At 32.8% G+C, this 19,781-nt stretch carries 21 protein-coding genes; 19 read left to right on the forward strand and 2 right to left on the reverse strand.

Annotated features, from left to right (window positions below):
* Window positions 1–174: 174 nt before the first annotated feature.
* Entirely contained in the window at window positions 175–1,545 is a 1,371-nt protein-coding gene (locus HMPREF2578_RS01965) for a MocR-like pyridoxine biosynthesis transcription factor PdxR (RefSeq protein ID WP_049382347.1), read from the reverse strand.
* Window positions 1,546–1,640: 95 nt separating this feature from the next.
* On the opposite strand from HMPREF2578_RS01965, the gene pdxS reads away from it, so the two are divergent.
* Window positions 1,641–2,528, forward strand: a complete 888-nt coding sequence (gene pdxS, locus HMPREF2578_RS01970) for a pyridoxal 5'-phosphate synthase lyase subunit PdxS (protein ID WP_017175298.1) — start codon at window positions 1,641–1,643, stop codon at window positions 2,526–2,528.
* Between the two features lie 3 nt (window positions 2,529–2,531).
* Window positions 2,532–3,086 carry a pyridoxal 5'-phosphate synthase glutaminase subunit PdxT gene (gene pdxT, locus HMPREF2578_RS01975; protein ID WP_017175299.1) on the forward strand — a complete coding sequence of 185 codons (555 nt, stop codon included), beginning with the start codon at window positions 2,532–2,534 and terminating at the stop codon, window positions 3,084–3,086.
* A gap of 36 nt (window positions 3,087–3,122) precedes the next feature.
* Here pdxT and HMPREF2578_RS01980 read toward each other — a convergent pair whose 3' ends face one another.
* Window positions 3,123–4,337: a NupC/NupG family nucleoside CNT transporter gene (locus HMPREF2578_RS01980; protein ID WP_017175300.1), complete on the reverse strand. Its 1,215-nt coding sequence runs from the start codon at window positions 4,335–4,337 to the stop codon at window positions 3,123–3,125.
* A 154-nt stretch (window positions 4,338–4,491) separates the two neighbouring features.
* Between HMPREF2578_RS01980 and HMPREF2578_RS01985 the strand changes: the two genes are divergently transcribed.
* From HMPREF2578_RS01985 to rplK, 17 genes are all read left to right on the forward strand, one after another.
* Window positions 4,492–4,953, forward strand: a complete 462-nt coding sequence (locus HMPREF2578_RS01985; protein WP_002449017.1) for a CtsR family transcriptional regulator — start codon at window positions 4,492–4,494, stop codon at window positions 4,951–4,953.
* A gap of 31 nt (window positions 4,954–4,984) precedes the next feature.
* Window positions 4,985–5,548, forward strand: coding sequence for a UvrB/UvrC motif-containing protein (locus HMPREF2578_RS01990; protein WP_017175301.1), 564 nt, complete (start codon window positions 4,985–4,987; stop codon window positions 5,546–5,548).
* Window positions 5,541–6,548, forward strand: a complete 1,008-nt coding sequence (locus HMPREF2578_RS01995; RefSeq protein WP_017175302.1) for a protein arginine kinase — start codon at window positions 5,541–5,543, stop codon at window positions 6,546–6,548. The genes HMPREF2578_RS01990 and HMPREF2578_RS01995 overlap by 8 nt, the downstream gene beginning before the upstream one ends.
* 15 nt (window positions 6,549–6,563) lie before the next feature.
* Window positions 6,564–9,035 (forward strand): ATP-dependent Clp protease ATP-binding subunit, encoded by a 2,472-nt coding sequence (locus HMPREF2578_RS02000; RefSeq protein ID WP_017175303.1) that lies wholly within the window; start codon window positions 6,564–6,566, stop codon window positions 9,033–9,035.
* A 133-nt stretch (window positions 9,036–9,168) separates the two neighbouring features.
* The gene (gene radA / locus HMPREF2578_RS02005) at window positions 9,169–10,542 is read left to right on the forward strand and encodes a DNA repair protein RadA (RefSeq protein ID WP_017175304.1); all 1,374 of its coding nucleotides are present in this window, start codon (window positions 9,169–9,171) and stop codon (window positions 10,540–10,542) included.
* Between the two features lie 22 nt (window positions 10,543–10,564).
* On the forward strand, window positions 10,565–11,638 hold the full coding sequence (locus HMPREF2578_RS02010) for a PIN/TRAM domain-containing protein (RefSeq protein ID WP_017175305.1): 1,074 nt from the start codon (window positions 10,565–10,567) through the stop codon (window positions 11,636–11,638).
* A 277-nt stretch (window positions 11,639–11,915) separates the two neighbouring features.
* On the forward strand, window positions 11,916–13,370 hold the full coding sequence (gltX, locus tag HMPREF2578_RS02015) for a glutamate--tRNA ligase (RefSeq protein ID WP_017175306.1): 1,455 nt from the start codon (window positions 11,916–11,918) through the stop codon (window positions 13,368–13,370).
* A 386-nt stretch (window positions 13,371–13,756) separates the two neighbouring features.
* The gene (cysE, locus tag HMPREF2578_RS02020) at window positions 13,757–14,386 is read left to right on the forward strand and encodes a serine O-acetyltransferase (RefSeq protein WP_170999993.1); all 630 of its coding nucleotides are present in this window, start codon (window positions 13,757–13,759) and stop codon (window positions 14,384–14,386) included.
* On the forward strand, window positions 14,370–15,770 hold the full coding sequence (cysS, locus tag HMPREF2578_RS02025; RefSeq protein WP_017175308.1) for a cysteine--tRNA ligase: 1,401 nt from the start codon (window positions 14,370–14,372) through the stop codon (window positions 15,768–15,770). Before cysE ends, cysS begins: the two co-directional genes overlap by 17 nt.
* Window position 15,771: 1 nt before the next feature.
* Window positions 15,772–16,158, forward strand: coding sequence for a Mini-ribonuclease 3 (locus HMPREF2578_RS02030; RefSeq protein WP_017175309.1), 387 nt, complete (start codon window positions 15,772–15,774; stop codon window positions 16,156–16,158).
* 8 nt (window positions 16,159–16,166) lie between these two features.
* Window positions 16,167–16,916: a 23S rRNA (guanosine(2251)-2'-O)-methyltransferase RlmB gene (gene rlmB, locus HMPREF2578_RS02035; RefSeq protein ID WP_037541103.1), complete on the forward strand. Its 750-nt coding sequence runs from the start codon at window positions 16,167–16,169 to the stop codon at window positions 16,914–16,916.
* Window positions 16,913–17,443 (forward strand): NYN domain-containing protein, encoded by a 531-nt coding sequence (locus HMPREF2578_RS02040; RefSeq protein ID WP_017175311.1) that lies wholly within the window; start codon window positions 16,913–16,915, stop codon window positions 17,441–17,443. The genes rlmB and HMPREF2578_RS02040 overlap by 4 nt, the downstream gene beginning before the upstream one ends.
* Before the next feature lie 67 nt (window positions 17,444–17,510).
* Entirely contained in the window at window positions 17,511–18,101 is a 591-nt protein-coding gene (locus HMPREF2578_RS02045) for a sigma-70 family RNA polymerase sigma factor (protein WP_017175312.1), read from the forward strand.
* 80 nt (window positions 18,102–18,181) lie between these two features.
* Entirely contained in the window at window positions 18,182–18,325 is a 144-nt protein-coding gene (gene rpmG / locus HMPREF2578_RS10805; RefSeq protein ID WP_049336738.1) for a 50S ribosomal protein L33, read from the forward strand.
* A gap of 43 nt (window positions 18,326–18,368) precedes the next feature.
* Window positions 18,369–18,569: a preprotein translocase subunit SecE gene (secE, locus tag HMPREF2578_RS02050; protein ID WP_017175313.1), complete on the forward strand. Its 201-nt coding sequence runs from the start codon at window positions 18,369–18,371 to the stop codon at window positions 18,567–18,569.
* 17 nt (window positions 18,570–18,586) lie between these two features.
* Window positions 18,587–19,135, forward strand: coding sequence for a transcription termination/antitermination protein NusG (nusG, locus tag HMPREF2578_RS02055; protein ID WP_017175314.1), 549 nt, complete (start codon window positions 18,587–18,589; stop codon window positions 19,133–19,135).
* A gap of 186 nt (window positions 19,136–19,321) precedes the next feature.
* Window positions 19,322–19,744 (forward strand): 50S ribosomal protein L11, encoded by a 423-nt coding sequence (rplK, locus tag HMPREF2578_RS02060; protein ID WP_001832298.1) that lies wholly within the window; start codon window positions 19,322–19,324, stop codon window positions 19,742–19,744.
* Window positions 19,745–19,781 lie beyond the last annotated feature (37 nt).

The raw sequence follows: 19,781 nt of genomic DNA on the forward strand, positions 1-19,781 counted from the left end.
TGATATTGAGACCGTGAGGTCTCTTTTTTTATTTTAAAATATATATCTATATATAACTAATTAAAAGATGACTAAATGAATATACACTAAGGATTGCTAGCATAGTGACTTTCTTAAAAAAGTTCACGTTCAATGACTACCAATCCAAAATGAGTCAGAACTTATTTCTTCTATTTAAACAGTAAGTGCTTTAATAAGCGCATTAACATGCTTCTCTAATTTTTCTTCTGGGATACCTCCAAAGCCAATTAAGAAGGTAGGAGGTTGTGCTTTTTTGTTGCTATAAGGATAAGGCGTTAATTTAAGATTGCATTTTTTTGTTCTTTTTATGCATTCATTTAATGTTAAATTATTTTTAACTACAAGTGTGAAGTGCATTCCTGTTAGTGCGCCTTCAATTTTCAATTGTCCTTTATATGGTGTTAGTTTTTCTAAAATAAAAGTTAATTTATTTTTATATATTCTTCTCATTTTATTAAGATGACGTTCAAAGCTACCAGTTGCCATAAATTGTGCTACCATATGTTGTAGATGTACAGGCACAGTATTGCTTTCAACATATTTCATCTCTCGGAATAATTTTAGCAGTTTATTTGGTAAGACAATGTATGCCATACGACAACTTGGATAAAGCGATTTCGAAAATGTACTAATATATATTACTTTTTGTTTTTTATCTAAATTCTGTAATGCTGGAATAGGTTTTCCGAAATATCTAAATTCTGAATCATAATCATCTTCAATAATATATCGTTCTTTCTTTTGTTGTGCCCATTTTATAAGTTGTGTGCGCTTCTTTAAACTCATCACATATCCTGTTGGAAATTGATGAGATGGTGTGATATATAAAATATCATTATTTTTTTGAAAGACTTCATCGATATTAATTCCATCTTTTTCTACTCTAGCTTGTGTATAACTTATTCTATGCTTATCCAGTACATGTTTAATTGGTGGATAACTAGGTTGTTCTATAATAAATGATGAATCTTTTAATAAATCAGTGACCATATTTAATAATTGTTCAGTTGAAGAGCCAATTATGATTTGATCTGGATGACAAGATACTCCTCTACTATTAAATAAATAATGAGAAATTTGCTGTCTTAAGTTAAATTCTCCCTGAACGCTTCCTTTACTCAAAAGGGCAAGTTGATCTTCTTCAAATACTTCTTTAGCATACCTTTTAAATAAATGGCTAGGAAAATGTTCAGCATCAATTTCAGCTAAATTGAATTGATACTGATACGTATTTTTCTGTGTAGTCTTATCAGTTTCTAATATATCACTTATTTCAGGATAACTATTTGTTACTGGTAATGATTGAATTTCTGAAACATAATAACCTGAACGTGGTTTTGAGTATATAAATCCTTCATCTAAAAGTAACTGATAGGCATGCTCAATTGTAGTATGACTAAGTGATAAATGTTGACTCAACTGTCTTTTAGATGGAAATTTATCGTTTGATTCATATACACCTTCAATAATTTGTTTTTTTAGCTTTTCATATAAAGAAATATATAATGATTTTTTCTTCGTCATAAATCTGACCCCTAATTTTTTATTAAAATTGTACCTTTTTAAACATCAGTTTATATTTTAAAATGGATTTAATCAATTGAAAAGGGGTTTTATAAATGTCTAAAATTGTAGGATCTGAAAGAGTTAAACGCGGTATGGCTGAAATGCAAAAAGGCGGCGTCATTATGGATGTTGTGAATGCTGAACAAGCTAGAATCGCAGAGGAAGCTGGAGCAGTAGCAGTTATGGCCTTAGAACGCGTACCATCTGATATTAGAGCAGCTGGTGGTGTAGCACGTAGTGCCAATCCTAAAATTGTTGAAGAAGTAATGAATGCTGTTTCAATTCCAGTAATGGCTAAAGCACGTATTGGTCATATTACAGAAGCACGTGTATTAGAAGCTATGGGTGTAGACTATATTGATGAATCTGAAGTTCTTACTCCTGCAGATGAAGAATTTCATTTAAGAAAAGATCAATTTACTGTACCATTTGTTTGTGGTTGCCGTAATTTAGGTGAAGCAGCACGACGTATTGGCGAAGGTGCAGCGATGTTACGTACTAAAGGAGAACCTGGAACAGGTAATATTGTAGAAGCTGTACGTCACATGAGAAAAGTTAATTCTGAGGTTAGTCGTCTAACTGTAATGAATGACGATGAAATTATGACTTATGCCAAAGAATTAGGTGCACCATATAATGTATTAAAACAAATTAAAGAAGAAGGTCGTTTACCAGTAGTAAACTTTGCAGCGGGTGGTGTAGCAACACCTCAAGATGCTGCCTTAATGATGGAATTAGGTGCTGATGGGGTATTTGTGGGTTCAGGTATTTTTAAATCTGAAGCTCCAGAAAAATTTGCAAAAGCTATTGTTCAAGCTACAACTCATTATCAAGATTATGAATTAATTGGAAAATTAGCAGCTGAATTAGGAACTGCAATGAAAGGTTTAGATATAAATAAAATCTCATTAGAAGAACGTATGCAAGAGCGTGGTTGGTAATTTATGAAGATTGGTGTATTAGCGTTACAAGGTGCAGTACGTGAACATATTCGTCACATTGAATTAAGTGGTCACGAAGGTATAGCAGTTAAGAAAGTTGAACAATTAGATGAAATTGATGGTCTTATTCTCCCTGGTGGTGAATCTACAACTTTAAGAAGACTTATGGATTTATATGGCTTTAAAGAAAAATTACAACAATCTGATTTACCAATGTTTGGAACTTGCGCAGGTCTTATTGTGCTTGCAAAAGATGTAGAAGGTGAGACAGGATATCTAAAAAAATTAGATATTACTGTTGCGCGTAATTCCTTTGGTAGACAAGTAGATAGTTTTGAAGCTGAGTTAGATGTTAAAGGTATTGCAAAAGATATAGAAGGTGTCTTTATAAGAGCACCACATATTGTTAGTGTAGAAAATAATGTAGAAATATTAAGTTCTATTAGTGATAAAATAGTAGCTGTTAAGCAAGGGAAATACCTAGGGGTGTCTTTCCATCCAGAATTAACAGATGACTATCGTATAACTCAGTATTTTATTGAACATATAGTTAAATAAAAAAAGCTTGAGATTAAAGTCTCAAGCTTTTTCTTATTAAATGAAGAATCCAGCGATAGCAGCTGAAATAAATGATACAAGTGTTGCACCGAATAATAACTTAATACCAAAACGTGCTACGACATCACCTTTTTCAGAGTTAAGTGATTTAATCGCACCAGAAATGATACCAATAGAACTAAAGTTAGCAAATGAAACTAGAAATACAGACGTAATACCTTTTGCATGTTCAGAAATACCCTTCAAGCTTCCAAGTGATTGCATAGCAACAAATTCATTAGATAATAATTTTGTTGCCATCACAGAACCTGATTTAACTGCATCCTGCCAAGGAACACCTGCTAAGAAAGCAAATGGCGCAAACACAAAACCAATTAACGTTTGGAAATCCCATTTGATTGCTCCGCCAGAAATTAAACTAAAAATACCACTTACAAGGCCATTTAATAAAGCAATGATTGCAATGTAGCCAATTAACATTGCACCAACGATAACTGCTACTTTGAAACCATCTAAAATATATTCACCTAACATTTCAAAAAATGATTGTTTTTTAGTTTCTGATTCATCCACTAGCAATTTATCATCTTCTTCATTAACTGTATAAGGGTTAATAATAGAAGCAATAATGAAGCCACCAAATAAGTTTAATACAACCGCTGTAACAACGTATTTAGGTTCAATCAATGTAAAATATGCACCGATAATAGATGCAGATACAGTAGACATTGCAGAAGCAGTTAAAGTATATAAACGTTGTTTAGGTATATATGGTAATTGTTGTTTTAATGAAATAAATACTTCAGATTGGCCAAGAATCGCAGCTGCTACTGCATTATATGATTCTAAACGCCCCATACCATTAATTTTAGAGATTAAGAACCCTAACACATTAATAATCCATGGAAGAATTCTAGTATATTGTAAAATACCAATTAATGCCGAAATAAATACGATTGGTAATAAGACACTAAAGAAGAATGGTGGATTTTTTGGATCTACAAATTTAAATCCTCCAAAAACAAAATTAACCCCTTCAGCAGCTTTTTGTAACAAATAGTTAAATCCATTTGAAATACCACCGATAATTGTAATACCAGCAGTCGTTTTCAAAAGAATAAATGCGAATATAAGTTGAATAATTAATAATAATCCAACATAGTGCCAACGAACATTCTTTTTATCTGAACTAAATAAAAATGCCAGCGCTAAAAAGACAATAATCCCAATGATCCCAATAAGAATATGCATGATTCTACTCCTTTAAAATTCTCTTTATCTTATATAATACAATAAAATAATAGAAGTAACATTAATATTTTTAAATAAAAAAAACAAATTGGTTGAAAAAGGTCAAAGTTGGTCATATAATATAGTCAAAGAAGGTCAATAGGGGTGGTAAATCATGCACAACATGTCTGACATCATAGAACAATACATTAAACAATTATTTGAAGAAAGTAATGAAGATATGGTAGAAATTCAAAGAGCTAATATTGCTCAACGTTTCGATTGTGTGCCTTCTCAACTCAACTATGTTATTAAAACGAGATTTACAAATGAACATGGTTATGAAATAGAAAGTAAACGTGGTGGAGGAGGATATATCCGAATCACGAAAATTGAAAATAAAGATGCAACGGGTTATATTAATCATCTATTGCAATTAATTGGTCCTTCTATATCTCAACAGCAAGCATATTATATAATTGATGGTTTGTTAGATAAAGGATTAATTAGTGATAGAGAAGCAAGAATGATTCAAGTGATTATTGATCGTGAAACACTATCAATGGATGTTGTTTCTAGAGATATTATTAGAGCAAATATTCTCAAACGATTATTACCTATCATTAATTACTATTAATAAATAATAAAGAAATGCGAGGTGTCTATGTGTGCTTTGCGAAAATTGTCATTTAAATGAAGCAGAGGTTAAACTCACAGTAAAAAGTAAAGATGGTACCTCTGAAAAGTGGGTGTGTTCAGAATGTGCGCAAGGAGAGCAACCTTGGAATCAACAAGAACATGCTGCGTCACATTCAGAGTTTCAAGATGATATTGAAGAAGCCTTTGTAGTCAAACAAATCTTACAACATTTAGCAACTAAACACGGATTAAATTTTCATGAAGTAGCATTTCAAGAAGAAAAACGATGTCCTACATGTAATATGACATTGAAAGATATAGCTCATGTAGGTAAATTTGGATGTGCAAATTGCTATGCAGTATTTAAAGAGGATATTGTTGATATTGTAAGACGAGTACAAGGTGGACAATTTGAACATGTAGGCAAGATGCCTCGTTCTTCACATCATAAACTGGCAATAAAAAAACAAATTGAAGAAAAAACGAATTACTTAAATATATTAATTGAAAAGCAAAAATTTGAAGAAGCAGCTGTCATTAGAGATGAAATTAAAGCCTTGAAACATGAAAGCGAGATGGAGCATGATGAATGATATGGATGCACATATTAGTGAATGGATGAAAGAAACAGATGAATCTCCCATTGTAATGTCTTCGCGTATTCGTTTAGCACGTAATTTAGAAAATCATGTTCATCCTTTAATGTTTCCATCTGAACAAGCAGGTTTTAGAGTAATCAATGAAGTGCAAGATGCACTACCTAATTTATCTTTAATGCGTTTAGATACCATGGACCAACAAAGTAAGATGAAGTTAGTGGCTAAACATCTCATTAGTAAAGAATTGATTAAACAACCAGCTTCAGCGGTGTTATTAAATGACGATGAATCTTTAAGTATTATGATTAATGAAGAAGATCATATACGAATTCAAGCAATGGGTAATGATTTATCTCTGACAGATTTATATCAAAAGGCTTCAGAAATTGATGATATTCTTGATGAACAATTAGAAATTAGTTTCGATGAAGATTTAGGTTATTTAACTACTTGTCCTACAAATATTGGGACTGGAATGCGAGCAAGTGTGATGCTTCATTTACCTGGATTATCTATAATGAAACGTATGAATCGTATTGCACAAACAATTAATCGTTTTGGATTTACGATTCGAGGTATATATGGAGAGGGTTCACAAGTTTATGGTCATATTTATCAAATTTCAAATCAACTTACATTAGGTAAGACAGAAGAAGATATTATTGACCAGCTGACAGAAGTAGTTCAACAAATTATTAATGAAGAAATGCAAATTCGTGAACGTTTAACACAATATAGTGAATTAGAAACGCTTGACCGTATTTATCGTTCGTTAGGAATATTACAAAATAGCCGTATGATATCAATGGAAGAAGCGTCATATAGATTAAGTGAAATTAAGTTAGGCATAGATTTAGGATATTTAAATTTAAGTAACTTTAAGTTTAATGAATTAATGGTAAGTATCCAATCTGCGTTTTTATATAATGATGAAGATGAAAACGTATCTGTAAATGAAAAACGGGCAAATATATTAAGAAAACATACAAATTAGGAGGTTGTAAACGATATGTTATTTGGTAGATTAACTGAACGCGCACAACGTGTATTAGCACATGCACAAGAAGAAGCAATTCGTTTAAATCATTCGAACATTGGTACTGAGCACTTACTACTTGGATTAATGAAAGAACCAGAAGGTATTGCTGCTAAAGTACTTGAAAGTTTTAATATTACTGAAGATAAAGTTATTGAAGAAGTTGAAAAATTAATCGGTCATGGTCAAGAACATTCAGGTACGTTGCACTATACCCCAAGAGCTAAAAAAGTCATTGAACTATCAATGGATGAGGCAAGAAAATTGCATCATAATTTTGTAGGTACAGAACATATTTTATTAGGTTTAATTCGTGAAAATGAAGGAGTAGCAGCACGTGTATTTGCTAACTTAGATTTGAATATTACTAAAGCACGTGCACAAGTAGTGAAAGCATTAGGTAGTCCTGAAATGAATACTAAAAATGCAACTGCAAATAAATCAAACAACACTCCTACATTGGATGGACTAGCACGAGACTTAACAGTTATTGCTAAAGACGGTACGTTAGATCCAGTTGTGGGTAGAGATAAAGAAATTACACGTGTTATTGAAGTATTAAGTCGTAGAACTAAAAATAACCCTGTACTTATTGGTGAACCAGGTGTAGGTAAAACAGCCATTGCTGAAGGTCTTGCACAAGCTATTGTAAATAATGAAGTGCCAGAAACGCTAAAAAATAAACGTGTAATGTCACTAGATATGGGAACAGTCGTGGCAGGTACTAAATATCGTGGTGAATTCGAAGAACGTTTGAAAAAAGTCATGGATGAAATCCATCATGCAGGTAATGTCATTTTATTCATTGATGAATTGCATACACTAGTTGGTGCTGGTGGTGCAGAAGGTGCAATTGATGCATCTAATATTTTAAAACCAGCGTTAGCGCGTGGTGAATTACAATGCATAGGTGCAACAACATTAGATGAATATCGTAAAAACATCGAAAAAGATGCTGCATTAGAACGTCGTTTCCAACCTATTCAAGTTGATGAACCTTCTGTAGAAGATACTGTTGCTATTCTAAAAGGTTTACGTGATCGCTACGAAGCTCATCATCGTATTAATATTTCTGATGAAGCACTGGAAGCGGCTGCTAAATTAAGTAACCGTTATGTATCTGATCGTTTCCTACCAGATAAAGCAATTGATTTGATTGACGAAGCAAGTTCAAAAGTGAGACTAAAAAGTCACACAACTCCAAATAATTTAAAAGAGATTGAACAAGAAATTGAAAAAGTTAAAAATGAAAAAGATGCTGCCGTCCATGCACAAGAATTTGAAAATGCAGCTAACTTAAGAGATAAACAATCAAAACTTGAAAAACAATATGAAGATGCTAAAAATGAATGGAAGACATCTCAAGGCGGACAATCAACATCATTATCTAAAGAAGATATTGCTGAAGTTATTGCAGGATGGACAGGGATTCCATTAACTAGAATTAATGAAACAGAGTCAGATCGTTTGCTTAATTTAGAAGAAACATTACATGATCGAGTAATTGGACAAAACGATGCTGTAACTTCTATTAGTAAAGCAGTTCGTCGTGCACGTGCAGGCCTAAAAGATCCTAAACGTCCAATCGGTAGTTTCATTTTCTTAGGACCAACTGGTGTAGGTAAAACAGAACTTGCACGTGCATTAGCTGAATCAATGTTTGGTGAAGAAGACGCAATGATACGTGTTGATATGAGTGAATTTATGGAGAAACATGCTGTGAGTCGTTTAGTTGGAGCGCCTCCAGGTTATGTAGGCCATGATGATGGTGGTCAATTAACTGAAAAAGTTAGACGTAAGCCATATTCTGTTATCCTATTTGATGAAATTGAAAAAGCGCATCCAGATGTGTTTAATATCTTATTACAAGTACTTGATGATGGACATCTAACTGATACAAAAGGGCGTCAAGTTGATTTCCGTAATACTGTTATTATTATGACATCAAATGTAGGAGCACAAGAACTACAAGATCAACGTTTCGCTGGATTCGGTGGTGCATCTGAAGGACAAGATTATGAAACAATTCGTAGAACTATGATGAAAGAACTTAAAAATTCATTCCGTCCTGAGTTCTTAAACCGTGTAGATGATATTATTGTTTTCCATAAATTAACAAAAGATGAACTTAAAGAAATTGTGACTATGATGGTAAATAAATTAACAAAACGTTTATCAGAACAAGATATTAATATTGTAGTTACTGATAAAGCTAAAGAAAAAATTGCCGAAGAAGGATATGATCCAGAATACGGTGCTCGTCCATTAATTAGAGCAATTCAAAAAACAGTTGAAGATAATTTAAGTGAATTGATACTTGATGGTAATCAAATTGAAGGAAAAGAAGTCACAATTGATCATGATGGTAATGAATTCAAATATGATATCCATGATAAACAAGAAAATAATATAGAAGATACAAAAGAACCAGCAACAGAAGAATAAAAAGAGCTTAAATTCAGAGTCTAGGAGTCATTAAATCCTAGACTCTTCTTTTCATTTATATATATATTTAAATTTGTCATTATAACTGGATACATATAAAATAGATATGTTCAAAAAAATCGGAGGTGCAGTTTTGGCCAAGAAAAAAGTAATTTTCGAATGTATGGCTTGTGGATATCAGTCTCCTAAATGGATGGGAAAATGTCCGAATTGTGGTGCTTGGAATCAAATGGAGGAAATTATTGAAAAGACTTCCAATCCAAAGCATGGCGTAAAAGCAAAAGAGACACAAGCAAAAGTACAGAAATTAAATAGTATTAAGCATGAGGCAACACCGAGAGTTCAAACGGACTCTAAAGAATTTAATCGTGTACTTGGTGGTGGAATTGTTAGTGGATCACTCGTACTGATTGGCGGCGACCCGGGTATTGGGAAATCTACATTATTATTACAGATTTGTGCATCGTTATCACAGAAACTTAATGTACTTTATATCACGGGTGAAGAATCACTAAATCAAACGAAATTGCGTGCAGATCGTCTAGAGGAAGACTCTAGTAATTTAAATGTACTAGCTGAAACAGATTTAGAAGTTATTCATCAAACCGTGGAACAAGAGCGCCCAGACATACTTGTTGTCGATTCAATTCAAACGATTTATCATCCTGAGATTAGTTCAGCACCTGGCTCAGTATCACAAGTTCGAGAAAGTACACAAAGTTTAATGAATATTGCAAAACAAATGAATATCGCAACTTTTATAGTAGGTCACGTAACAAAAGAAGGGCAAATTGCTGGTCCAAGACTATTAGAACATATGGTAGATACAGTTTTATACTTCGAAGGTGATGAACACCATGCTTATCGAATTCTAAGAGCAGTTAAAAATCGTTTTGGTTCAACAAATGAAATGGGTATTTTTGAAATGAAACAAAGTGGTTTGAAAGGGGTACAAAACCCTTCAGAAATGTTTTTAGAAGAACGCTCTACAAATGTTCCAGGATCAACAATTGTGGCTACTATGGAAGGCACACGACCACTATTGATTGAGGTGCAATCTCTAGTAACACCTACTACATTTAATAATCCAAGACGAATGGCCACAGGCATCGACCACAATCGACTTAGCTTACTTATGGCTGTTTTAGAGAAAAAAGAAAATTATCTTTTACAACAACAAGATGCTTACATTAAAGTAGCGGGTGGAGTGAGACTTACTGAACCGGCTGTAGATTTAAGTATTATTGTAGCGACTGCTTCAAGTTTTAAAGATAAAGCCGTAGATGGTTTGGATTGTTATATTGGTGAAGTGGGATTAACTGGTGAGGTAAGACGAGTATCGCGTATCGAGCAACGTGTACAAGAAGCGGCAAAACTAGGATTTAAGAGAGTGATTATTCCCCAAACGAATATAGGTGGATGGACATTCCCAGAAGGTGTTCAGGTCGTTGGTGTGACAACGGTACATGATGCCTTAACATATGCGTTTAGTAATCGCTCATCATAGGCATTTAAAGGGGTGATAACGTATGAAGGTATTAAAAGGAATTATTATTATAATCTACATCATTCTTGGTGCATCATTTGGAATCATGTTAATTCCAGAAATTTTAAATGATTTAGGTATGAACAACCATCCCATTTATACTAATCATTATGTTGATGGTTTAATAGGGATGATTGTATTCTTTCTAATATTTGGGTTATTTATTAATAAAGTAACACGATTACTTAAAGAAGCTGAAATTTGGATTATGCAACGTAGTGCAGTTGAAATTTTGTTTGCTACACTAGGATTAGTCGTTGGTTTATTTATTTCAGTAATGGTTTCATTTATTTTAGAAATGATAGGAAATTCTATATTAAATCACCTTGTGCCTATTATTATTACATTATTATTATGTTATTTAGGATTCCAGTTTGGTTTGAAAAAGCGTGATGAAATGCTTATGTTTTTGCCAGAAAATATAGCACGTTCAATGTCTAAAAATAATATCAGCGCCATACCTAAACTGTTAGATACAAGTGCAATTATTGATGGAAGAATTTTAGATATTATTAAATGCGGATTTATAGATGGAGAAATTCTTATTCCTCAAGGAGTTATAAATGAATTACAAGTAGTTGCAGATGCTAATGATAGTATCAAACGTGAAAAAGGACAACGTGGATTAGATATTTTAAATCAACTTTATGATTTAGACTATCCAACTCGTGTGATTCATCCTCAAAAATCTCATAGTGATATTGACAAACTGTTAGTTGAATTAGCTCAAGTTTATCATGCTCATGTCATTACAACCGATTTCAACTTGAATAAGGTATGTCATGTTCAAGGGATTACTGCATTAAATGTTAATGATTTGTCAGAAGCAATTAAACCCAATGTTCATCAAGGTGACCGACTTAATATTTTATTAACTAAAATGGGTAAAGAACCTGGCCAAGGGGTAGGATATCTAGATGATGGAACAATGGTAGTTGTAGATCATGCCAAATCTCTTATAGGTAAACAGGTTGAATTAGAAGTCATTAGTTTATTACAAACATCATCTGGTCGTATTATATTTGCTAAGACTATAGAGGAGTCCTTAAGTGAATAGAGAAAAGGGTTTCATGTGAAACGTATTCATTTATAAATTATTGTATAACATTTTTCGCTATGAGATATTGATGAGTAACGTAACAACAACAGCAATAGACTTATCAAACCAGCCAATTAATGCTACAATAATAAGGAAATGCGAAGTTGATCTAAGTATAGATTAGAAGTTAAAGTTATTCAAAAACGATTCTTTAAAGATTGTTTGGGATAACTTTTTTCTAATGAAAGAAATCATTCGCTATAAAGAATGAATAACAAAATTAGGAGTGAAACGAATGAGTGAACGCGTAAGAGTAAGATATGCGCCAAGTCCAACTGGATATTTACACATCGGAAATGCAAGAACTGCATTATTTAATTATTTATTTGCTAAACATTATGATGGAGATTTTGTAGTACGTATTGAAGATACAGATAGTAAAAGAAATCTTGAAGATGGAGAATCTTCACAATTTGATAACTTAAAATGGTTAGGCTTAGATTGGGATGAATCTATCGATAAAGACAAAGGTCATGGTCCTTATCGTCAGTCTGAACGTGCAGACATCTATAATCCACTTATTCAACAATTATTAGATGAAGATAAAGCATACAAATGTTACATGACTGAAGAAGAATTAGAAGAAGAACGTGAAGCTCAAATTGCTCGTGGAGAAATGCCACGATATGGCGGTAAACATGCACATCTAACTGAAGAACAACGTCAACAATTTGAAGCTGAAGGACGCAAACCCGCTATTCGTTTCCGTGTTCCAAAAGATAAAACATATACATTTGATGATATGGTTAAAGGAGAAATTTCTTTTGACTCTAATAATATTGGAGATTGGGTTATCGTGAAAAAAGATGGCGTCCCTACGTATAATTTCGCGGTAGCAGTAGATGATCACTATATGGAAATTTCTGATGTTATTCGTGGAGATGATCATGTATCAAATACACCTAAGCAATTAATGATTTATGAAGCATTTGGTTGGGAATCACCACGTTTTGCGCATATGTCATTAATTGTAAATGAACAACGTAAAAAATTAAGTAAACGAGATGGCCAAATTTTACAATTTATCGAGCAATATCGTGATTTAGGTTATTTACCTGAAGCGTTATTCAATTTTATTGCTTTACTAGGTTGGTCTCCTGAAGGTGAAGATGAGATCTTTTCTAAAGAAGAATTCATTAAGATTTTTGATGAACAACGTCTTTCTAAATCTCCAGCAATGTTTGATAGACAAAAATTAGCTTGGGTTAACAACCAATATATGAAAACAAAAGATACAGAAACAGTATTTGAGCTTGCTTTACCACACTTGATCAAAGCAAATTTAATTCCTGAAAATCCAAGTGAAGAAGATAGAGAATGGGGACGCAAATTAATTGGTCTTTATCAAAAAGAAATGAGTTATGCAGGAGAAATTGTTCCGTTATCAGAAATGTTCTTCCATGATATGCCTGAATTAGGTGAAGAAGAACAAGAGGTATTAAATGGCGAACAAGTTCCTGAATTAATGTCTCATTTATATGGTAAATTAGAAGCGCTTGAACCATTTGAAGCTGCTGAAATTAAAAAAACGATTAAAGAAGTACAAAAAGAAACGGGTATTAAAGGTAAACAATTATTTATGCCTATTCGTGTAGCAGTGACTGGTCAAATGCATGGTCCTGAATTACCGAATACAATTGAAGTATTAGGAAAAGAAAAAGTACTATCTCGTTTAAAAAAATATGTTTAAAACAATGTTAATATAATAAGTCAGACACACATGTTTAAACTTGAAATTTTATAAAAAACTTCTTATGATAAAATTAAACATATGTTAGTTAAAGGATTAGTAAATATACGATAATGTTGTTAGAGAGTATGCGGTTGCTGTGAGCATATCATTATCTATATCGAATGCACCTTTGAATGTTCAATTAAATATAGAAATGAGTATGATAAGGTAGACTAGTATGTTCATCAACTTACTTTATCTAAAATGAAGAGTGGAACCGTGCAATAGCGCCTCTAGCAGTTAATGTTAGGGGCGCTTTTTTTAAATATTTGAATTATTATACATGGACTGTAAGATATTCATAATATATAGAAAATGGGGAGGCGAGCGTCTTGATAAAAAGAATGAAAGATGATGTAAAAATGGTATTTGAACAAGACCCTGCAGCACGTACAACATTTGAAGTAATCACAACTTATGCAGGCTTGCATGCGGTATGGAGTCACTTAATTGCACATAAATTATATAATAAAAAACACTACGTTTTGGCGAGAATGATTTCACAAGTATCTCGCTTTTTTACAGGAATTGAAATTCATCCTGGAGCAAAAATCGGAAAACGTCTATTTATTGATCATGGTATGGGTGTAGTCATTGGTGAAACATGTACGATTGGAGATAACGTAACTATTTATCAAGGCGTGACACTTGGTGGTACAGGTAAACAAAAAGGAAAGCGTCATCCAGATATTGGAGATAATGTTTTAATTGCAGCAGGATCAAAAGTTTTAGGAAATATCCAAATTAATTCTAATGTTAATATTGGTGCGAATTCAGTAGTCTTACAATCTGTGCCAAGTTATACAACAGTTGTAGGCATTCCAGGTCATATTGTTAAACAAGAAGGAAAACGAATTGGGAAAACATTTGATCATCGTAATTTGCCTGATCCTTTATTTGAACAAATTAAGCAACTAGAACGACAATTGGAAAAAGCTAAGAATGGAGAGATTAAAGATGATTACATTATATAATACTTTAACACGTCAAAAAGAGGTGTTTAAGCCTATTGAGCCTGGTAAGGTAAAAATGTATGTATGTGGACCTACAGTGTATAATTACATTCATATTGGTAATGCCCGTCCAGCAATTAATTATGACGTGGTACGTCGATATTTTGAATATAAAGGCTATACGGTTGATTACGTATCTAATTTTACTGATGTAGATGATAAACTCATTAATCGGTCTAAAGAATTAAATGAAAGTGTGCCAGAAATTGCTGATCGATATATCAAGGCATTCTATGAAGATGTAGGGGCACTTAATGTTAAAAGAGCGACATCTAATCCGCGAGTAATGAATCATATGGATGAAATCATTGACTTCATTAAACAACTTGTAGATGAAGGTTATGCATATGAAAGTAATGGAGATGTGTATTTTAGAACCCGTAAATTTGATGGATATGGTAAATTAAGTCATCAGTCTATTGATGATTTAAAAGTTGGCGCTCGTATAGAAGCAGGTGAACAAAAAGAGGATGCATTGGACTTTACGCTATGGAAAAAGGCAAAACCTGGAGAAATTAGTTGGGAGAGCCCATTTGGACAAGGACGTCCAGGATGGCATATTGAATGCTCTGTAATGGCTTATCATGAATTGGGAAAAACAATTGATATCCATGCAGGAGGATCAGATTTACAATTTCCACATCATGAAAATGAAATAGCGCAATCTGAAGCACACAATCACGCGCCTTTTGCTAATTATTGGATGCATAATGGTTTCATTAATATAGATAATGAAAAAATGAGTAAATCATTAGGTAACTTTATTTTAGTACACGATATTATTAAAGAAATTGATCCAGATGTATTACGTTTCTTCATGATCAGTGTTCATTATAGAAGTCCAATCAACTATAACGTTGAATTAGTGAATGCTGCTAAAAGTGGATTAGAGCGTATACGTAATAGTTATCAATTAATTAAAGAAAGAGAAGCAATCACAACTGATTTAGAAACACAAACAGACTATATTGATCAAATTAATGATATTTTAAAACAATTTGAAGCTGTAATGGATGATGATTTTAATACAGCAAATGCTGTAACTGCATGGTATGATTTATCGAAATTAGCTAATAAATATGTATTAGAAAATACAACATCTACTAAAGTGATTCAGCGCTTTAAAGAAGTATATCACATTTTTAGTGACGTATTAGGTGTGCCATTAGAAGGAAAAGAAAATGATGTATTACTTGATGAAGACATAGAAAAACTTATCGAAGAACGTAATGAAGCACGTAAAAATAAAGATTTTGCTCGAGCTGACGAAATTAGAGATATGCTAAAAGAACAAAATATTATTCTTGAAGATACGCCTCAAGGTGTAAGATTTAGAAGGGGTTAATATGGATGCAAAGCTATTAAACCCATTAACGTTAGCTTATATGGGAGATGCTGTATTAGACCAGCATGTACGTGAATACATTGTGCTTAAATTACAGAGTAAACCGAATCGCTTACACCAAGTATCGAAACAATATGTGTCTGCAAAAAGCCAAGCACAAACGCTCGAGGTATTAATAACAAAAGAATGGTTTACTGAAGAAGAACTAGATATTGTTAGAAGAGGCCGTAACGCTAAAAGTTATACGAAAGCTAAAAATACAGATGTACAAACGTATCGTAAAAGTTCAGGTTTAGAAGCTGTTATAGGATTTCTTTATTTAGATCATCAAAATGAACGATTAGATGCGTTACTTGATACGATTGTACAAATTGTTGATGAAAGGTAGTGAACATAGTGGAAGATATCGTTATTGTCGGTAGACACGCTGTTAAAGAAGCAATTGTGTCTGGTCATACAATAAATAAAATTTGGATACAAGAAGGAATAAGAAAGCAGCAAATTAATGATATTTTAAAAAATGCTAAAGCACAGAAATTGATTATACAAACTGTTCCAAAATCCAAATTAGATAATTTAGCAAATGCACCTCATCAAGGTGTAGCTGCACTGATTGCACCATACGAATATGCAGATTTTGATCAGTTTATTCAATCTCAAAAAGAAAAAGAAGGCCTTTCTACAATAATTATTTTAGATGGTTTAGAAGACCCACATAATCTTGGTTCGATCATTAGAACGGCAGATGCAAGTGGAGTAGATGGAGTTATTATCCCTAAGAGACGTTCTGTTGCGCTCACACAAACTGTCGCAAAAGCGTCAACAGGTGCGATTCAACATGTCCCAGTGATGCGTGTTACAAATTTATCAAAAACAATTGATGAGCTGAAAGATAATGGATATTGGGTAGCAGGAGCTGAAGCGGATAATGCTACAGATTATCGCAATATGGCTGCTGATATGCCATTGGCTATCGTAATTGGTAGTGAAGGGCAAGGTATGAGTAGATTGGTTAAAGATAAATGTGATTTCTATATTAAAATTCCTATGGTAGGCCATGTTAATAGCTTAAATGCTTCTGTAGCTGCTAGTTTAATGATGTATGAAGTCTATCGAAAACGACATCAAATTGGAGACACCCAATGAAAGATAGATATCTAATTATTGATGGTTACAATATGATTGGTCAATCAAGGGAATTGAGTAAAGTAGCAAGAGAAAGTTTAGAGGAAGCACGTGAACAACTCTTAGATGTGATTGCCAATTACAATGCAGTTGTCGCTGATGAGATTGTATGTGTATTTGATGCATATGAACAATCTGGTATAGAAAGAGAATACATGTATCATGGTGTTAAAACAGTTTTTACGAAAGAAAAAGAAACTGCAGATAGCTATATTGAGCGTTATGTATATAATTTATACAATAAACATACGACACATATTACAGTAGTGACTAGCGATATGAGCGAGCAACATGCTATTTTTGGAGCAGGTGCATATCGTGTTTCATCTAGAGAAATGTGGCGAGATTTAAAAGAGAATGCAATGACGGTTAGTAAATCAGTAGATGATTTTAATGAACGTAAACCAAGAACTCGAATTTCGTTATCAAAAGATGTACTTGCAGAATTTGAAAAAATACGACGAGGATATGGTAAAAAACATAAATAATACAGTCTTGATATTTAAAAGATGCGTCTTATACAATGTGCCTAACTTATAAAGAAAGGTTTTGTATATGACTTATCATTTTCGACAACTAGAAGATATATTTAAAGCTTTTCAATATAGCCAAAATACATTGGAGAAAGAACAGTTATTCGCAAATATAATGAATGTGATACGTCCTAAACTTATGATGAAGTTTAGAATGCTAGGTATAGATCATCAAGAACTGGAAGATTTAATTCAAGATACCTCGTTAAAGATATATTTAGCTTTACACACATTTAATTTTAATACGAATGTTCCATTCGAACATTATTTAAATCGTTTAGTTTATTCTGTAAAAAAAGATTTTTGGAGAAAACGTTATGCGTTTAATCAACGTCAACAATTGTTAATCAATGAATGTGTAGTAGAATATCGTTTGAATCAAATGATAAAAAGGACGGAAGAACTATATTTAACTAGATTAAGTAAAGAAGACTTGATAGATAGTTTTAAGAAGTTAAGTATGTTTGAAAGAGAAGTTGCAAATTTACTTCTACTTGATTATTCCCCATCAGAAATAGCGAAAAGACTAAATGTAAAAGATAAAGTAGTTTACAATAGTATTCAACGTTGTAAAATAAAAATGAAACAATATTTATTAAAATACAAATGTTAAGTATTTTAGTACGAGTTTGACAGTTTATTATAAGTTTATGTATAGTATACTGGTATTAATATGAGCAAAGGTGAATTGATGTGAGAAAAGTACCTTTAGTTTGTGAAATGTGTGGTAGCAGAAATTATAATGTACCTAAAAAAGAAACATCAGCTAAGAGATTACAACTGAAGAAATATTGTTCCAGATGTAATGAACACACGATGCATAAAGAATCAAAGTAATGAGTTTATAAGTATATACTTTGAAGAGCATGGAGGTAAGGTTATGGCTAAAGATAAAGACGCAAGTAAGAATAAAGAAAGTTTCTTCCAAGGCGTTAAAAGCGAAATGGAAAAAACAAGTTGGCCTACGAAAGAAGAACTTTTTAAATATACTGTCATTGTAGTAGCTACAGTAATTTTCTTTATGGTCTTTTTCTGGGTATTAGACGTAGGTATTGGTAATTTAATTGAATTATTTAGATAAGAGTAAGGAGTGACAACATGTCTGAAGAAGTTGGGACTAAGCGTTGGTACGCAGTGCATACGTATTCTGGATATGAAAATAAAGTTAAAAAGAATTTAGAAAAAAGAGTAGAATCAATGAATATGACAGAGCAAATTTTTAGAGTTGTCATACCTGAAGAGGAAGAAACACAAGTTAAAGATGGGAAAGCAAAAAAACAAGTTAAAAAGACATTTCCTGGGTATGTTTTAGTAGAACTTATTATGACAGATGAATCATGGTATGTTGTACGTAATACACCAGGTGTCACAGGATTTGTTGGTTCAGCAGGTGCAGGTTCAAAACCTAATCCATTACTTCCTGAAGAAATGAGATTTATCTTAAAACAAATGGGACTTAAAGAAAAAACAATTGATGTAGAATTAGATGTAGGTGAACAAGTCCGCATCAAATCAGGACCATTTGCAAATCAAGTTGGTGAAGTTCAAGAAATCGAAGCAGATAAATTTAAATTAACTGTATTAGTCGATATGTTTGGTAGAGAAACACCAGTCGAAGTAGAATTCGATCAAATAGAAAAATTATAATCATTTTAAATTATAAAGTATGATTTGCTTAAAAAGATGAAATTTTACTATTGATTTTCAATTAAGTTTAATGTTAAAATAATGTGGTCGCGTTTTTAGAACGCTCATTTCGTCACGAAATGTTTATGAGTGGGAGGGCAAAACTGAGCCCTGTGACCACATCACGATATCAAGGAGGTGCACATCGTGGCTAAAAAAGTAGAAAAAGTAGTTAAATTACAAATTCCTGCAGGTAAAGCGAACCCAGCACCACCAGTTGGTCCAGCATTAGGTCAAGCAGGTGTGAACATCATGGGATTCTGTAAAGAATTCAATGCACGTACACAAGAACAAGCAGGTTTAATCATTCCGGTAGAAATCAGTGTATATGAAGATCGTTCATTTACATTCATTACTAAAACTCCACCGGCTCCAGTACTACTTAAAAAAGCAGCTGGCGTTGAAAAAGGTTCTGGTGAACCAAACAAAACTAAAGTTGCTACAGTAACTAAAGATCAAGTACGTGAAATTGCTCAAACAAAAATGCAAGACTTAAACGCTGCAGACGAAGAAGCAGCTATGCGTATTATCGAAGGTACTGCACGTAGTATGGGTATCACTGTACAATAATTATTAAATGAAAATTAGTTTGAATTTGAAATAAACT

It is taken from the genome of Staphylococcus sp. HMSC072H03 (assembly GCF_001809305.1).
GTDB classification, from domain to species: Bacteria; Bacillota; Bacilli; order Staphylococcales; family Staphylococcaceae; genus Staphylococcus; species Staphylococcus hominis.

Bases quoted from the DNA above. Each gene is read 5' to 3' on its own strand.
- HMPREF2578_RS01965 (WP_049382347.1), bottom strand. From the start codon at position 1,545: ATGACGAAGAAAAAATCATTATATATTTCTTTATATGAAAAGCTAAAA.
- pdxS (WP_017175298.1), top strand. From the start codon at position 1,641: ATGTCTAAAATTGTAGGATCTGAAAGAGTTAAACGCGGTATGGCTGAA.
- pdxT (WP_017175299.1), top strand. From the start codon at position 2,532: ATGAAGATTGGTGTATTAGCGTTACAAGGTGCAGTACGTGAACATATT.
- HMPREF2578_RS01980 (WP_017175300.1), bottom strand. From the start codon at position 4,337: ATGCATATTCTTATTGGGATCATTGGGATTATTGTCTTTTTAGCGCTG.
- HMPREF2578_RS01985 (WP_002449017.1), top strand. From the start codon at position 4,492: ATGCACAACATGTCTGACATCATAGAACAATACATTAAACAATTATTT.
- HMPREF2578_RS01995 (WP_017175302.1), top strand. From the start codon at position 5,541: ATGAATGATATGGATGCACATATTAGTGAATGGATGAAAGAAACAGAT.
- HMPREF2578_RS02000 (WP_017175303.1), top strand. From the start codon at position 6,564: ATGTTATTTGGTAGATTAACTGAACGCGCACAACGTGTATTAGCACAT.
- HMPREF2578_RS02010 (WP_017175305.1), top strand. From the start codon at position 10,565: ATGAAGGTATTAAAAGGAATTATTATTATAATCTACATCATTCTTGGT.
- gltX (WP_017175306.1), top strand. From the start codon at position 11,916: ATGAGTGAACGCGTAAGAGTAAGATATGCGCCAAGTCCAACTGGATAT.
- cysE (WP_170999993.1), top strand. From the start codon at position 13,757: ATGAAAGATGATGTAAAAATGGTATTTGAACAAGACCCTGCAGCACGT.
- cysS (WP_017175308.1), top strand. From the start codon at position 14,370: ATGATTACATTATATAATACTTTAACACGTCAAAAAGAGGTGTTTAAG.
- HMPREF2578_RS02030 (WP_017175309.1), top strand. From the start codon at position 15,772: ATGGATGCAAAGCTATTAAACCCATTAACGTTAGCTTATATGGGAGAT.
- HMPREF2578_RS02040 (WP_017175311.1), top strand. From the start codon at position 16,913: ATGAAAGATAGATATCTAATTATTGATGGTTACAATATGATTGGTCAA.
- HMPREF2578_RS02045 (WP_017175312.1), top strand. From the start codon at position 17,511: ATGACTTATCATTTTCGACAACTAGAAGATATATTTAAAGCTTTTCAA.
- secE (WP_017175313.1), top strand. From the start codon at position 18,369: ATGGCTAAAGATAAAGACGCAAGTAAGAATAAAGAAAGTTTCTTCCAA.
- nusG (WP_017175314.1), top strand. From the start codon at position 18,587: ATGTCTGAAGAAGTTGGGACTAAGCGTTGGTACGCAGTGCATACGTAT.